Source organism: Lysinibacillus sp. 38-6 (assembly GCF_046245175.1).
Classification (GTDB): Bacteria; Bacillota; Bacilli; order Bacillales_A; family Planococcaceae; genus Lysinibacillus.
Map to the genome: position 1 here is coordinate 1,623,258 of NZ_CP176417.1, position 12,567 is coordinate 1,635,824.

Genomic DNA, 12,567 nt, shown 5'->3' on the forward strand with positions numbered 1-12,567 from the left:
ACTAAAATACAAATTAAAGCAATTATTGCATATGCAACTTCTAATCTAATGACATGCCTTTTCTTTCTATCTATCAGAAAACATTAAAAACGTCCGACTAGTATATATTACTAATCAGACGCATTTAGTTCCGTATTTTTATCTTCTGTTTTCTCTCCAATTTATTTCTCCTGTACAATATCTTCTAATTCCAATAATCCTTGGCTGAGTAGAACAAAGTTTGGACGTTTCATTATATCCGCTTCTTCCATTACCATCGCACGTAAATACCGTCGCAGCTCTTTTGTATAGGCCTTCGTAAATTCCATAAAATCAAATGAATAAAGCCATTCTTCTTTATTAGAGAATTTATCAAAGTTTGTAATTAATAGATTTTCCCCTGCTTTATTAAAAATATAGACATTTGCATTGCCAAAAGTATCAAGAACCTGTTTCTTTCCGGTTTTATGCAATTTAATTAATAATTGATTCAACTCAATAATTATTGTACTGTGAATCGTTGTTGAGAAGAGGAAAACCCACTTATTATTGTTCATAACAAATACTTCTAAATAGCTATCAAGGTAAAAATCAGCATGAACATTTTTATTTTTTAGGACAGAAACATCATTTTCGTTATCGAATCTAATTTTCATATTTCTCTTTTTCTCTACATTATTTTGCATAGACAACCTCTTCTAAACTTTTTAATCTATCCTTCAATAGGATAAAGTCTGGACGTTTAACAATACTCGCATCTTTCCCTATTAAATTTTGCAAATGTTGTCGTAACCCTTTCGTATATGCCTTCAAAAATGCTTTAAACTCAAATGTATATTGCCATTCTTCTGAATTAGAAAATTCACTAAAATTTGTAATAATTACATTATTTCCAGCTTTTTTAAAGGTATAGACGTTCGCATTTCCAAAAGTATCAAGAATGAGTTTCTTACCTGTTTGATATAACTCTAATAATTGTCGACTGAAAGTAATAATAATTGTACTGTGTATCGTTGTGGAGAAGAGTAAAGTTTCTTTATTATTTTCAAGTACAAATACTTCTAAATAGCTATCTAGAAAAAAATCAGCATGGACGTTTTTATTTTGAAGAACCGATACTTCATCATCTTTTACATCGAATCTAATGTTCATTTTAGTAGTGCCTCTCCAATTTATTTCTCCTGTACAATATCTTCTAATTCCAATAATCCTTGTCTAAGTAGAACAAAGTTTGGACGTTTTATAATTTTCGCATCTTTTACTACCAAATTTTCCAAATGTCGTCGTAATTCTTTCGTATAAGCTTTCACAAAAGCCTTAAAATCAAATGTATATTCCCATTCTTCTGAATTAGAAAAGACATCAAAATTTGTGATTACCATATAATTTCCTACTTTTTTAAAGGTATAGACATTCGCATTTCCAAAAGTATCAAGAACCTGTTTCTTGTACGTTCGATATAACTCAATTAATTGTCGACTAAATGTAATAATGATTGTACTGTGTAACGTTGTGGAGAAGAGAAAAATATTCTTATTATTTTCAAGTATATATACTTCTAAATAGCTATCAAGATAATAATCTGCTCGAACATTTTTATTTTTTAGAACCGATACATCATCATCTTCAAGATTAAATCTAATTTTCATATTTAAACACTCCTTTATTTTCTTCTTACCGATGTACCACCATTAGGATACGAAGTTCTGATAATATTATCTTTCGTGACAATCGTTGTCATCTCAGAAATTCCATATTTTCTTGGACGGTATTTGTAAATTTTTGTACCATCAAAATGAGTACTTTCTAATTTTCCTTTTTCCAATGATTCCATAATTAAATTTTTAATCTGTGCATCACCTAGTGCTCTAGGAAATAATGTTGTTCCTCTATTTGCGGTTGTGCCCGCAACATGTCTTTTGTAAATGTGCTCCCAACCCGTACCGCTATCCCCATCTAATAAAATTCCTCTAGCATTAAACTTCTGAATTTTACCTAAACCAGCAAAGGCATCTACATCAGCGGATTTGCCCGCTTTTCTCAATAGTTCGAATAACTTTCCTGATTTAACGACTTTCCCTGCTGGGAAGAGGGAAACTAGCGCTACCCCTTTTTCTGTAATACCCGCATTTGGGTTAAAAATTGTTCTAACATCATCGAGTACTAAGAAGTTTATACCTTCTTTAGCTGCATCTACAGCAAATTGACCCGCTCTTTTGAGCCAACCAACTGTAGATTTTGCCCAGTTTAATGCTGTATCTAACCATGAGTTCGGTCTCACGGAAGCACGAGATGCTAGTAACCTAGCTTCACCTGAAATCGATACGGTGTCTTTTTGTTGTTGCATGGCAAAATTTTTAATGCTTTTGTCATTGTTTTGGTTTGATGTAGCAATTAATGGCGTAGTGCTACTAAATCTTTTCACAGATACATGCGTCGAATGTTGCTGATTAAAGTTCGTATTAATTGACATATTAACCTCCCAATGAAAGTATTAAATTTTACGTTCATTATACTATGGTGGTTTTTTCTATAAAATAATATTTTTTTTTGAAATTTTGCCAATTTCAATAGATTTTTATCACAATATTTTATTAGAATACGTTACAAAGAATGAATATTTTTCTCTTTTTAAGTAACTTCCATTTTCCACAAGCACAAAAAAATGCCCGATCAGTATCGTAAAATACTGTTCGGGCAATGTGTTTTATTATGATTTTTGGTAACGTAGCACTGGTGTACGTGCAGCGCGTGTTTCGTCTAAACGCGTTACGACTGTTGTATGTGGTGCTTCTTGTACGATCGATGGATTTTCTTCTGCTTCTTTCGCAATTTGAATCATAATGTCGCAGAATGCATCTAATGTTTCTTTTGATTCTGTTTCTGTAGGCTCAATCATTAACGCCTCTTCCACGTTCAGTGGGAAGTACGTTGTTGGTGGATGGTAGCCAAAGTCTAACAGACGTTTTGCAATATCTAATGTACGAACGCCCAATTTCTTTTGGCGACGACCAGATAGGACAAATTCATGTTTACAATGGCGGTTATATGGTAAATCATAGAATGGCTCTAGACGACGCATCATATAGTTTGCGTTTAGTACAGCATATTCTGTTACCGCTTTTAAGCCATCTGGCCCCATCGTACGAATATACGTATAAGCACGTACGTTAATACCAAAGTTACCATAGTAAGGTTTTACGCGACCGATTGATTGTGGACGGTCGTAATCGAAGTGGTATGAACCATCTTCTGTTCGAACAAGTACTGGTTTTGGTAGGAACGGAATTAAATCAGCTTTTACGCCTACTGGACCAGAACCTGGGCCACCGCCACCGTGTGGACCTGTAAATGTTTTGTGTAAGTTTAAGTGTACACAGTCAAAGCCCATATCGCCAGGACGTGCTTTACTCATAACAGCATTTAAGTTCGCTCCATCATAGTAAACTTTACCGCCCACTTCATGAATAAGCTCTGCCATTTCGATAATATTTTCTTCAAATAGACCAAGCGTATTTGGGTTAGTTAGCATTAAGGCTGCTGTGTCAGGACCTACTACTTTGCGTAAATCTTCGATATCGACTAAACCATTTTCATCTGATTTTACTGTAATCGTTTCGAAGCCTGCAACTGTTGCTGATGCTGGATTTGTACCATGCGCTGAGTCAGGCACGATGACCTTATTACGATGTCCTTCGCCATTCGCTTCATGGAATGCACGAATCATCATTAATGCCGTCCATTCACCATGAGCACCGGCAGCAGGTTGTAATGTTACTTCATCCATCCCTGTAATTTCGACTAAAGATGTTTGTAGTTCATATAGAAGCTCCATTGCGCCCTGAACCGTTGATTCATCTTGTAATGGATGCACATTGGCAAAACCAGAAAAACGTGCTACTGATTCATTAATTTTCGGATTGTACTTCATCGTACATGAACCAAGTGGATAGAAACCAGAGTCTACACCGTGGTTACGACGAGAAAGCGCCGTATAATGACGCATAATATCAAGCTCTGAAACTTCTGGTAATTCCGCTGCTTCTTCACGAATACAGTTTGCAGGAAGTAAATCCGCAAGATCAACTTCTGGTACATCTAAAGCTTCTAAGCTATACCCTACGCGACCTTCTTTTGTAATTTCAAAAATGAGTGATTGATTTTCGTTATGCATTGAGAGCCCCCATTTCTGCAACAAGTGCATCAATTTCTTCCTTCGTGCGTAATTCTGTTACAGCGATTAATACGTGTTGCTTCAGTGAATCATATGTTTGACCTAATGGATAACCGCCGATAATGCCCTTTTCCAATAAGCCTTTATTGATTTCTTTCACACATTTATTTGTTTTAACAACGATTTCGTTAAAGTGCGCACCTTGGAATGCTACTGTAAAGCCTGCCGCTTCAAAAGCATTTTTTGCGTAACGTGTTTTCGCAATATTTTGTGTCGCCATTTCTCGCACGCCTTGCTTACCTAAAGCTGTCATAGCAACAGAAGCTGCAAGTGCTAATAGCGCTTGGTTTGAACAAATGTTAGATGTCGCTTTATCTCGACGGATATGTTGTTCCCGCGCTTGTAGTGTTAATACATAACCACGGCGACCTTCTCCATCTACCGTTTCACCAACAAGTCGACCTGGCACTTTACGCATTAATTTTGTCGTTACAGCGAAGAAACCACAGTGTGGCCCGCCAAAGCCTTCAGCAATACCAAATACTTGTGCATCACCAACACAAATATCAGCACCTAGTTTACCAGGAGGCGTTAAGATACCTAGTGCAAGTGGGTTAGAAGAGACAACAAATAAACTTTTTGCCTCATGTGCAATATCCCCGATTACTTGTAAATCCTCTACTTGACCAAAGAAGTTTGGATATTGTGCAATTACAGCCGCTGTATTATCATCAATCAGCTCTTTTAAAGCTTCTACATCTATCACACCATCTTTATGAGGGATAGTAACGATGTCAATTGATTGACCGTATGCATATGTAGCAACGACATCACGATATTCAGGATGAACCGTTTCAGATACTAAAATTTTCTTACGACGTGTATGACCAGCAGCTAACATACCTGCTTCCGCTAGCGCCGTTCCACCATCATACATAGAGGAGTTGGCAAGATCCATGCCTGTTAGCTCTGCAATCATCGTTTGGAATTCAAAAATCGCTTGTAATTCCCCTTGTGAAATTTCAGGTTGGTAAGGTGTATAAGCTGTATAAAACTCTGAACGAGAAATAACATGGTCTACGATAATCGGTTTATAGTGATTGTAAACACCCGCACCTAAAAATGATACGTTCGCATTTGTATCCTTATTTTTTGCAGCAAGTGCTGATAACTCTTTTAATAATGCAGATTCTGATTTCGCTGCTTTAATATCATAAAGGCCTTTAAAACGTACTTTTTCTGGAATATCTTCGAATAACTCATCTACCGAAGATACACCAATTACGTCTAGCATTTCTTGTTTGTCTTGCTCCGTCATTGGTAAATAACGATGTTTCATAAATGTAGGTCCCTCTTTTCAAATTTTTATTTTGAACGCTTATAAAACGGTGTTTCAACTGTCACTACTTTCAAATGCTTACCACGAATTTCAATTTCTAATTCAGTTCCGATAGTTGCGAATTGGCTGTCAATTAATGCGTTACCAACATTACGTTTTGAAGAAGGAAGCTGAGTCCCTGTTGTCACTTCACCGATTTCTTGACCATCTTTTAACACTTTGTACCCATGACGTGGAATCCCTTTATCGATCATTTCAATCCCGACAATTTTACGCGCTAAGCCATGTTCTTTTTGTTCAGCTAACACATCATGACCAATAAAATCGCCTTTATTTAATTTCACTGCAAAGCCAATGCCCGCTTCAAGTGGTGAAATGGTTGCTGATAGTTCTTGACCATAAAGTGGTAGACCTGCTTCAAAGCGTAGCGTATCACGACAGCCTAAGCCTGCAGGCACAACGCCTTTGTCTTTTCCAGCTTCTAAAATGATAGACCATAATGCTTTAATGTCAGCAGGCGCACCATATAGTTCAAACCCATCTTCACCCGTATAGCCACTGCGAGAAACTAATGCTTTATGACCTGCGATTTCTACATCTTCTTGGAAGCGGAAATATTTAATGGCACTTAAATCCGTAGCCGTTAATGATTGAAGTAGTTCTTCAGCTAATGGTCCTTGTAAAGCAATTTGTGCATATGACTCAGATTGATTGTCGATTGTCACATCGTATTGATGTTGATTTTCCATCATCCAGTCGTAATCTTTTTCAATATTCGCCGCATTGACACATAGTAAATAATGATTGTCTGCTAGTTTATAAGTTAGTAAATCATCGACAACGCCACCATTTTCATAGCACATCGCATTGTATTGCGCTTGACCTGTAGCAATTTTTGAAATGTCATTGGACAATAGATTTTGTAGAAAATCGAGTGCCTCTGGACCTGTTACTAAAATTTCACCCATATGTGACACATCAAATAAGCCTGCACGATTACGCACCGCATCATGCTCTTCTTTAATAGAAGTAAATTGCACTGGTAATTCCCATCCACCGAAGTCAATTGTTTTACCACCATACTTTGCATATTCGTCAAATAGAGGTGTACGTTTTAATTCATTCGTCATTACTATTGCCTCCTTATTGTTCGTATCATTTTTACTGGTAGTAGTTCGTCTGCTTTTTTGTTCGTGTAAAGCCCATTGACCTATGTACGTTTAACAAGTAACAACTTGCCAAGATTATACGTTAAACAATGGTCTAGACATAAAAAAAGACAGACGAACCCCTTTTCGGGATTCTCTGTCCTTGCACCTGAAAGTTACACCAAACTAATTCGCATTACGAAAATGCCAATTTAGTAGGCTTTCCCCTTTGGTGGCTGTTGTATTACAGCACTCTCCAGAGTTGCGTCTTGTACGAGTCCTTTTACCTGAGAGATTCATAGCCCTTTGCTACTTGCTCCTTCGGTGGCGTTTACACGCTCTCTCCCCGTACAATCATCCGCCCAAGAATGATCTTGGTACTATTTAGTATTCAATGTACAAAAAGTTATCTTATTAGTCTATATCCTAACATTGATTGTATTGAAAAGGCAAACATTTTTTAAATCAACTTAAAACACGAATATTATAGTTGAATAAATATTCTATCGTTCGCTTTTTAATCTTTTCACTTGAAATACTAAATACTCTAGAATATGTCGAATTGTTCTACCTTCTGTCAACACCTGAATATGTCCTGCGTCGCGATAGAATTTTCGTCTGTAATGATACAGCTCCTCTAGCTCTTCTTTCGTTGAGCTTTGTACAATCGGGCGATTTGGGTCATGCTGTATTCGCTTATAAATATCTTCGAATGTCGCATCTAAAAAGAATACAAGCCCACTGCGTCTCATAATTTTCCGGTTTTCCCCATTTACAGCTACACCGCCACCTGTCGAGATAATACATGCCTCGTCGCGGAAATTTTTCAAAAATTCCGTTTCTATTTCACGAAAACGAGCCTCTCCATATTTCTCAAAAATCTCTGGAATCGTCATCCCCTGCTGTCTAACAATTTCACGATCCATATCATAGTACGGCAACTTCAATAAATAGCTTAACCTTCTTCCTAACGCACTTTTCCCGCAGCCCATAAAGCCAACTAAATATATTTTTCGCATTCGAATCACCTTCTTACTACGATTCTACACTGTCTGACAAAATTTGTCCTAATAAATTTATCGTAGCTCGAACATTCATCTTTTCTAAACTATCATATGTTCGAAACTGAATCTCATAAGACACGCAATACGCAAGAACAAAAGTAGTTACAAAAAATAATAATGCAATTGCGATTAAAAAGACAGCCCCTCTATCATTTTTCAATAATTGGTACATAATAGGCCCGCTCCTTTTGCAATCCGCTTGGAAATTTCACCGCAATGGTCAATTCATGATCATTAAGTTGGAACTGGCAGCTGTTAATACCGATAAGCATTGGAACATGTCCACCATTCACACGGTCTCGAATCATATTGCGATAACAATCAAAATGATGCAGTGTGTTAGATGTTTGCAATATAATTCTTTGCTGATTGCCACTAATGTTTAGCGATGTAGCATCTGCTAAATACGTATGCATTTCAAAGACAAACAACTCCCACTTTGTTTGTTCATCCGTCATCATAGTCGTCCTCATTGTCGTAGCCCATAGAATAATGACTATAAAAAAATGGCACACGAGGGCAAAAACGACTAATTGCAATAATGCTTCAAGTAAAGTATAGCCTTTTTCAGTCATTGAACTTCACCTGTTTGTAGGATACACTTTTGGCGCTGTTCACTTGCATTTTGAAATGTCACACATATTGCCTGTCCATCAAACTGCCAATAGTAGTCCACTTTCTCAATTGTCTTTACCCCTTCTGCTTGCCGTAAATCACGATAGTGCTTTAAGCCTTCATAAGCTGTCTCTGCGGCTATAACCTCTAGCTTTTGATTATATAAATTGGTTTTCATCGTATAGCTAAGAGGAAGGATTGTCGTGCAAAGTACCATTAAAATGACAACGGAAACGATTGTTTCGACAAACGAGTAGCCTGTTTCATTCATTCGATTCTTGATCTCCCTCGCCCTAAACTAATCACAACCTTTTTAGTGCCCTGCGGTGTTTTAAAATAAAGCGTACCTGGTGTCATCACATTCCCTTTAAAATTATAACTTATCTTTAGAATATTACTTCGACTGAGCAATAGTTCAACACCTTGCGGAAACGGGCGAGTATAAAGCGTCGTGTAAAAGTCTTTTTTAATACTATAACGTTGGGATGGACTTTCAAAATGCATAAATATATATTCATTATGCTGCATGCTATATGTCTGTATAAATTGAAGATCTAACTGCATTTGGTTAAAGAATCGTTCGATTTCTTTTGCTTCTGCTATTTTTAATGAAAATTTTGTCACGATAGCCGTTAGGGTCATAACAACAAACAGCACAATTAACATCTCTATTAGTGTATAACCACGCTCATTTTTTAGTCTTTTCATTGACCATTACCCTTTGAAGCTGAGGACTGATTGGCTAATTGCACTTCACCATTGCTCGTGATGATTATTGCCTCTTTATTTGGGCAAGTTGTCCCTTGCTCTTTTAAATAGCCTTTTGCGATCAAATCATCTAAAGTTGGATACTCCATAAAATCAACACGATATGCCTCTACTTGTCCTTGCACCATCGATATATAGGCAGCGCAGCCTTTTTCATCAATTGTCGCAAAATGTTTTGTGACATTTGGAATTGTAATAAGTATTAGCATTGAAATAATCAACAATACGATTAACATTTCAATTAATGTAAAACCAGCTTGTTGTTTCATAAGCTTCATTGTAGATCCTCCTATACTAGTTCTATCATCTGATATATCGGCAATAATAAACTGACATAGGCAGCAACAATACATAACGCAATCACAACGAAAAACGTAGGTTGTACAAAAGCAAGCATTGTTTGTAACTGGTGCTCCTGCTTTTCTAACAACAAGTCACTATATAGTGATAACTCTCTCCCTAAATAACCACTTTGCTCACCATGCTCTACAAAAGTTGCGAAGTCATTGTGCCATACTGTTAGAAAAATAACAGCCTGCGTTAACGTATCACCAAAGGTCACTCTTTCTTTGATACGACTCGCTAAATATTGAACATATGGTTGGAATTGTTGCTCCTCCAAAATTTGAAGGCTTGCTTGTAAGGAAAAGCCGCTTTGCAGCAGGCTACCCAAATAGGCAGCAAATTGTTTTGTTATGGTGAGCCGAAAATAGGAATGAATAAATGGTATTTTCAAAAAGATGTGGAGCTGTCTAGCAATGGATTGCCGAGATAGTAAACGTAGACAAATGATACTACCACATGATATTCCGATGACTATCAACACAAGTGCATCAGGTACATGTAATAAAAGTTTCGATATTGCAATACTAGTCTGTTCCGCTGTTTCAGTCGTACGGCTTGTCACCATTTTTTCTATATTTGGAAAGAAAAATGTACGAAAGACTAAAAACAGCAGGAATAGAAACATAATGAGTACTACAGGATAGAAAAGGAGCTTAATTAATTTGTTCTTCGTCTCTTGGCTCAATGTCATTTGCTTGGCGACAGCTTTCAATGCTTCAATCAGATGACCATTGTTTTCAGCAATGGTAATGGCAACTAAATGGTGCTTGGCTAGTTGTAATGTTTCAAATACACCAATGACCCCCTTACCTTGCCTTAGTGCTTCATCGACAAACTGCTGTACCTCCTCATGTTTTTCTACATGATGCGGTAATAACATTGAAACTGCTTGTGCAAACAAATAACCTTCCTGTATTAATACACATAGGCGACGGATAAACTGAGCCTGATTCTTTAAACGCCAGCTTGTTGCTCTTTTGTAATCCAGTTGTAATTTTTCAATAAACGCTTTGAGCTTTAGCATAGCGTTGCCTCGCAATTTTTTCTTTTTGACCAGCAAGCGTTTGTTCAAATGGCAATGCATATTCCTTATTTTGTTGTAAAGCCTGTATGGCATGCTCAAGATCATCATCACTTAATATTTCAAACAACGCTCGCCGACCTTCTTGATGTTGTGGTAATGGCATAAGAACTTGCGCCACAATGCCTAGTACTGTTTGACGAAGCTCTTCTAATGAAACACCTAAATCAAGGAGTCGATAGAGACAGCTCACCGAATCTTTCGCATGAATGGTAGACAGCACTAAATGCCCCGTTAAAGCTGCTTGGATGGCTATTTTAGCCGTTTCTTGATCGCGGATTTCGCCAATCATAATTACATCGGGTGAATGGCGTAAAATTGCTTTTAAACCCGTCGCATAGGTAATACCTGCTCGTTCATTTACTTGAATTTGTAGCAGATTGCCTTGATGATTCTCCACGGGATCTTCTAACGAAATAACATGACGTTGAAGTTCGCTAGAACAATGGTGAATTAAAGAATAAAGGGACGTTGTTTTACCAGAGCCCGTTGCACCGCTAAATAATAAAATTCCTTGCTGATTCGTCACAAGCTGTGTTAACTTTTCTGCTGCATATTTGGAATAGCTTAATGAAGTAAGTGGAAATGTGTGATTTTGAAGTAAAAGCCGAATAATAAGGCTTTCTTTTAAATAAGCGGAAGGAAGCGTAGAAACGCGAAAGGCAAAATGCTTTTGTTCAATGATTTTTTGAAATGAGCCGCTTTGTGGTTTGCGTCGCTCACTAATATCTAATGCCGCTAAAAATTTATAATAGGAGACGATCCGTTCAGCAAGTTCATTAGGAAGCTCCCCTGCCTGCAGAAGCTTATCATATTTTCGAAAATAGATTGTATATCGACTTTCTTCCGGTATGAGTAACAAATCGGAAGCACCAAAATGATAGGCTTTTACTAAAAGATGCTCACTTTTTTGTTCTATAACAGATTCAAAAGTTTGCATAGTTACACCCTCTTTCTAGTTCATTCGAATATGACCGCTCTATTCGTTAATTCCTAGTATACGGATGACAAGGTTATGTGAAAAGCCCTTTTCCTAAATTAAAAACTTGATGGACATTTCACGCTGAAATCTATGTTTTACTAAAAAACATGTGGATAACATACAATTTTATTCAAAAAACAAAGCAAAAACACGAAAAAGGTAATATTTATGTCTAAAGGAACTGTAACTTTTCCAATAATACAATATAATAGAATTAACATGATTTTTTTCCTAACTTTTAACTACCAACTATTTTCAAAAAATTAAACTGAGGTGATGTAAATGATCCATCCATTAAAAATTACTAGTACATTAGCCGATGAAACAAGATATTCCATTTATGAGTACATTTTAAAAGAGAAAAAAACGGTTACGGTACAAAATATTGCTGATCAATTCAACATTCATCCAAATGTTGCGCGTCTTCACTTAACAAAGCTTTCTGAAATTAATATTATTACCGCAGATTTCGCAAAAACTGGTAAAGGCGGACGACCTGGACGTGTCTATAAGGCAGCTGAAAAGGGCGTGTCACTAACATTCCCAAGACGTGATGAAGAACGTTTATTAAAATGGACGATCCAGCTAGTAGAAGAATTAGGACCATCCGCTCTTTCTAAATGCCAAGACATTAGTTATCAAGATGGCTATCAACAAATGAAAAATTATGTGTCTGCAGAATTAAATCTAAATAATTTGCTAACCTTCGATCAAAAGCTTCAGCTTTTAACAGATAATGCTGCGTTAATTGGTTATGTGCCGCAAATACAGCAGACGGACAAAGGAAAAAAGGTCATATTCTCGATATTTAATTGTCCATTCCAGGAACAACTCAATATGCACTCTGAAATTGTTTGTACTTTACATGAATCATATTTAAAAGGACAATTAAATGCATTATTTTCCAACAATGAATTTGTCCAAATCGAAAGCATGGTACATAATTGCGATTTATGCAAATATGAAATTAACGTGACAGAAATGGATTGCTAATTTGTAAAATCCATTTGTTTGTCACAAAGAAGCAGAAGTTCCAGTTTACAGACACCTTTCATATCATTTATAATGAGTA

16 protein-coding genes and 1 riboswitch are annotated in these 12,567 nt (G+C 36.7%); of the genes, 1 reads left to right on the top strand and 15 read right to left on the bottom strand.

The window, feature by feature from the left end; all coding sequences use genetic code 11:
• Positions 1-161 precede the first annotated feature (161 nt).
• From ACKVEV_RS08440 to comGA, 15 genes are all read right to left on the bottom strand, one after another.
• Positions 162-665, bottom strand: coding sequence for a hypothetical protein (locus ACKVEV_RS08440; protein WP_409369953.1), 504 nt, complete (start codon positions 663-665; stop codon positions 162-164).
• Entirely contained in the window at positions 655-1,131 is a 477-nt protein-coding gene (locus tag ACKVEV_RS08445) for a hypothetical protein (RefSeq protein WP_409369954.1), read from the bottom strand. The genes ACKVEV_RS08440 and ACKVEV_RS08445 overlap by 11 nt, the downstream gene beginning before the upstream one ends.
• 20 nt (positions 1,132-1,151) lie before the next feature.
• Positions 1,152-1,628 (bottom strand): hypothetical protein, encoded by a 477-nt coding sequence (locus ACKVEV_RS08450; RefSeq protein ID WP_409369955.1) that lies wholly within the window; start codon positions 1,626-1,628, stop codon positions 1,152-1,154.
• A gap of 14 nt (positions 1,629-1,642) precedes the next feature.
• On the bottom strand, positions 1,643-2,452 hold the full coding sequence (locus tag ACKVEV_RS08455; RefSeq protein ID WP_409369956.1) for a hypothetical protein: 810 nt from the start codon (positions 2,450-2,452) through the stop codon (positions 1,643-1,645).
• Positions 2,453-2,689: 237 nt separating this feature from the next.
• Positions 2,690-4,153 carry an aminomethyl-transferring glycine dehydrogenase subunit GcvPB gene (gene gcvPB, locus ACKVEV_RS08460; RefSeq protein ID WP_409369957.1) on the bottom strand — a complete coding sequence of 488 codons (1,464 nt, stop codon included), beginning with the start codon at positions 4,151-4,153 and terminating at the stop codon, positions 2,690-2,692.
• Entirely contained in the window at positions 4,146-5,492 is a 1,347-nt protein-coding gene (gene gcvPA / locus ACKVEV_RS08465; RefSeq protein ID WP_409369958.1) for an aminomethyl-transferring glycine dehydrogenase subunit GcvPA, read from the bottom strand. Before gcvPA ends, gcvPB begins: the two co-directional genes overlap by 8 nt.
• 26 nt (positions 5,493-5,518) lie before the next feature.
• Complete coding sequence (gene gcvT / locus ACKVEV_RS08470) at positions 5,519-6,622, bottom strand: glycine cleavage system aminomethyltransferase GcvT (RefSeq protein ID WP_409369959.1); 1,104 nt, start codon at positions 6,620-6,622, stop codon at positions 5,519-5,521.
• Between the two features lie 283 nt (positions 6,623-6,905).
• Positions 6,906-6,998: riboswitch (glycine riboswitch) on the bottom strand.
• 145 nt (positions 6,999-7,143) lie between these two features.
• Complete coding sequence (locus tag ACKVEV_RS08475; RefSeq protein WP_402921570.1) at positions 7,144-7,659, bottom strand: shikimate kinase; 516 nt, start codon at positions 7,657-7,659, stop codon at positions 7,144-7,146.
• Between the two features lie 16 nt (positions 7,660-7,675).
• Positions 7,676-7,876 carry a hypothetical protein gene (locus tag ACKVEV_RS08480; protein WP_409369960.1) on the bottom strand — a complete coding sequence of 67 codons (201 nt, stop codon included), beginning with the start codon at positions 7,874-7,876 and terminating at the stop codon, positions 7,676-7,678.
• Complete coding sequence (gene comGF / locus ACKVEV_RS08485; protein ID WP_409369961.1) at positions 7,854-8,279, bottom strand: competence type IV pilus minor pilin ComGF; 426 nt, start codon at positions 8,277-8,279, stop codon at positions 7,854-7,856. The genes ACKVEV_RS08480 and comGF overlap by 23 nt, the downstream gene beginning before the upstream one ends.
• Positions 8,276-8,590: a hypothetical protein gene (locus ACKVEV_RS08490; RefSeq protein ID WP_409369962.1), complete on the bottom strand. Its 315-nt coding sequence runs from the start codon at positions 8,588-8,590 to the stop codon at positions 8,276-8,278. The genes comGF and ACKVEV_RS08490 overlap by 4 nt, the downstream gene beginning before the upstream one ends.
• On the bottom strand, positions 8,587-9,027 hold the full coding sequence (comGD, locus tag ACKVEV_RS08495) for a competence type IV pilus minor pilin ComGD (protein WP_409369963.1): 441 nt from the start codon (positions 9,025-9,027) through the stop codon (positions 8,587-8,589). The genes ACKVEV_RS08490 and comGD overlap by 4 nt, the downstream gene beginning before the upstream one ends.
• Complete coding sequence (comGC, locus tag ACKVEV_RS08500; RefSeq protein WP_409369964.1) at positions 9,024-9,365, bottom strand: competence type IV pilus major pilin ComGC; 342 nt, start codon at positions 9,363-9,365, stop codon at positions 9,024-9,026. The genes comGD and comGC overlap by 4 nt, the downstream gene beginning before the upstream one ends.
• Positions 9,366-9,376: 11 nt before the next feature.
• Entirely contained in the window at positions 9,377-10,456 is a 1,080-nt protein-coding gene (comGB, locus tag ACKVEV_RS08505) for a competence type IV pilus assembly protein ComGB (protein ID WP_409369965.1), read from the bottom strand.
• Positions 10,431-11,453, bottom strand: a complete 1,023-nt coding sequence (gene comGA, locus ACKVEV_RS08510; RefSeq protein ID WP_409369966.1) for a competence type IV pilus ATPase ComGA — start codon at positions 11,451-11,453, stop codon at positions 10,431-10,433. Before comGA ends, comGB begins: the two co-directional genes overlap by 26 nt.
• Positions 11,454-11,777: 324 nt before the next feature.
• Here comGA and ACKVEV_RS08515 point away from each other — a divergent pair, with 324 nt between their 5' ends.
• On the top strand, positions 11,778-12,488 hold the full coding sequence (locus tag ACKVEV_RS08515; protein WP_409369967.1) for a helix-turn-helix transcriptional regulator: 711 nt from the start codon (positions 11,778-11,780) through the stop codon (positions 12,486-12,488).
• Positions 12,489-12,567: the final 79 nt, after the last annotated feature.

What these genes read in the sequence shown, in the direction of transcription:
- ACKVEV_RS08440 (WP_409369953.1), bottom strand. Translation starts at nt 665, where the DNA reads ATGCAAAATAATGTAGAGAAAAAGAGAAATATGAAAATTAGATTCGAT.
- ACKVEV_RS08445 (WP_409369954.1), bottom strand. Translation starts at nt 1,131, where the DNA reads ATGAACATTAGATTCGATGTAAAAGATGATGAAGTATCGGTTCTTCAA.
- ACKVEV_RS08450 (WP_409369955.1), bottom strand. Translation starts at nt 1,628, where the DNA reads ATGAAAATTAGATTTAATCTTGAAGATGATGATGTATCGGTTCTAAAA.
- ACKVEV_RS08455 (WP_409369956.1), bottom strand. Translation starts at nt 2,452, where the DNA reads ATGTCAATTAATACGAACTTTAATCAGCAACATTCGACGCATGTATCT.
- gcvPB (WP_409369957.1), bottom strand. Translation starts at nt 4,153, where the DNA reads ATGCATAACGAAAATCAATCACTCATTTTTGAAATTACAAAAGAAGGT.
- gcvPA (WP_409369958.1), bottom strand. Translation starts at nt 5,492, where the DNA reads ATGAAACATCGTTATTTACCAATGACGGAGCAAGACAAACAAGAAATG.
- gcvT (WP_409369959.1), bottom strand. Translation starts at nt 6,622, where the DNA reads ATGACGAATGAATTAAAACGTACACCTCTATTTGACGAATATGCAAAG.
- ACKVEV_RS08475 (WP_402921570.1), bottom strand. Translation starts at nt 7,659, where the DNA reads ATGCGAAAAATATATTTAGTTGGCTTTATGGGCTGCGGGAAAAGTGCG.
- ACKVEV_RS08480 (WP_409369960.1), bottom strand. Translation starts at nt 7,876, where the DNA reads ATGTACCAATTATTGAAAAATGATAGAGGGGCTGTCTTTTTAATCGCA.
- comGF (WP_409369961.1), bottom strand. Translation starts at nt 8,279, where the DNA reads ATGACTGAAAAAGGCTATACTTTACTTGAAGCATTATTGCAATTAGTC.
- ACKVEV_RS08490 (WP_409369962.1), bottom strand. Translation starts at nt 8,590, where the DNA reads ATGAATGAAACAGGCTACTCGTTTGTCGAAACAATCGTTTCCGTTGTC.
- comGD (WP_409369963.1), bottom strand. Translation starts at nt 9,027, where the DNA reads ATGAAAAGACTAAAAAATGAGCGTGGTTATACACTAATAGAGATGTTA.
- comGC (WP_409369964.1), bottom strand. Translation starts at nt 9,365, where the DNA reads ATGAAGCTTATGAAACAACAAGCTGGTTTTACATTAATTGAAATGTTA.
- comGB (WP_409369965.1), bottom strand. Translation starts at nt 10,456, where the DNA reads ATGCTAAAGCTCAAAGCGTTTATTGAAAAATTACAACTGGATTACAAA.
- comGA (WP_409369966.1), bottom strand. Translation starts at nt 11,453, where the DNA reads ATGCAAACTTTTGAATCTGTTATAGAACAAAAAAGTGAGCATCTTTTA.
- ACKVEV_RS08515 (WP_409369967.1), top strand. Translation starts at nt 11,778, where the DNA reads ATGATCCATCCATTAAAAATTACTAGTACATTAGCCGATGAAACAAGA.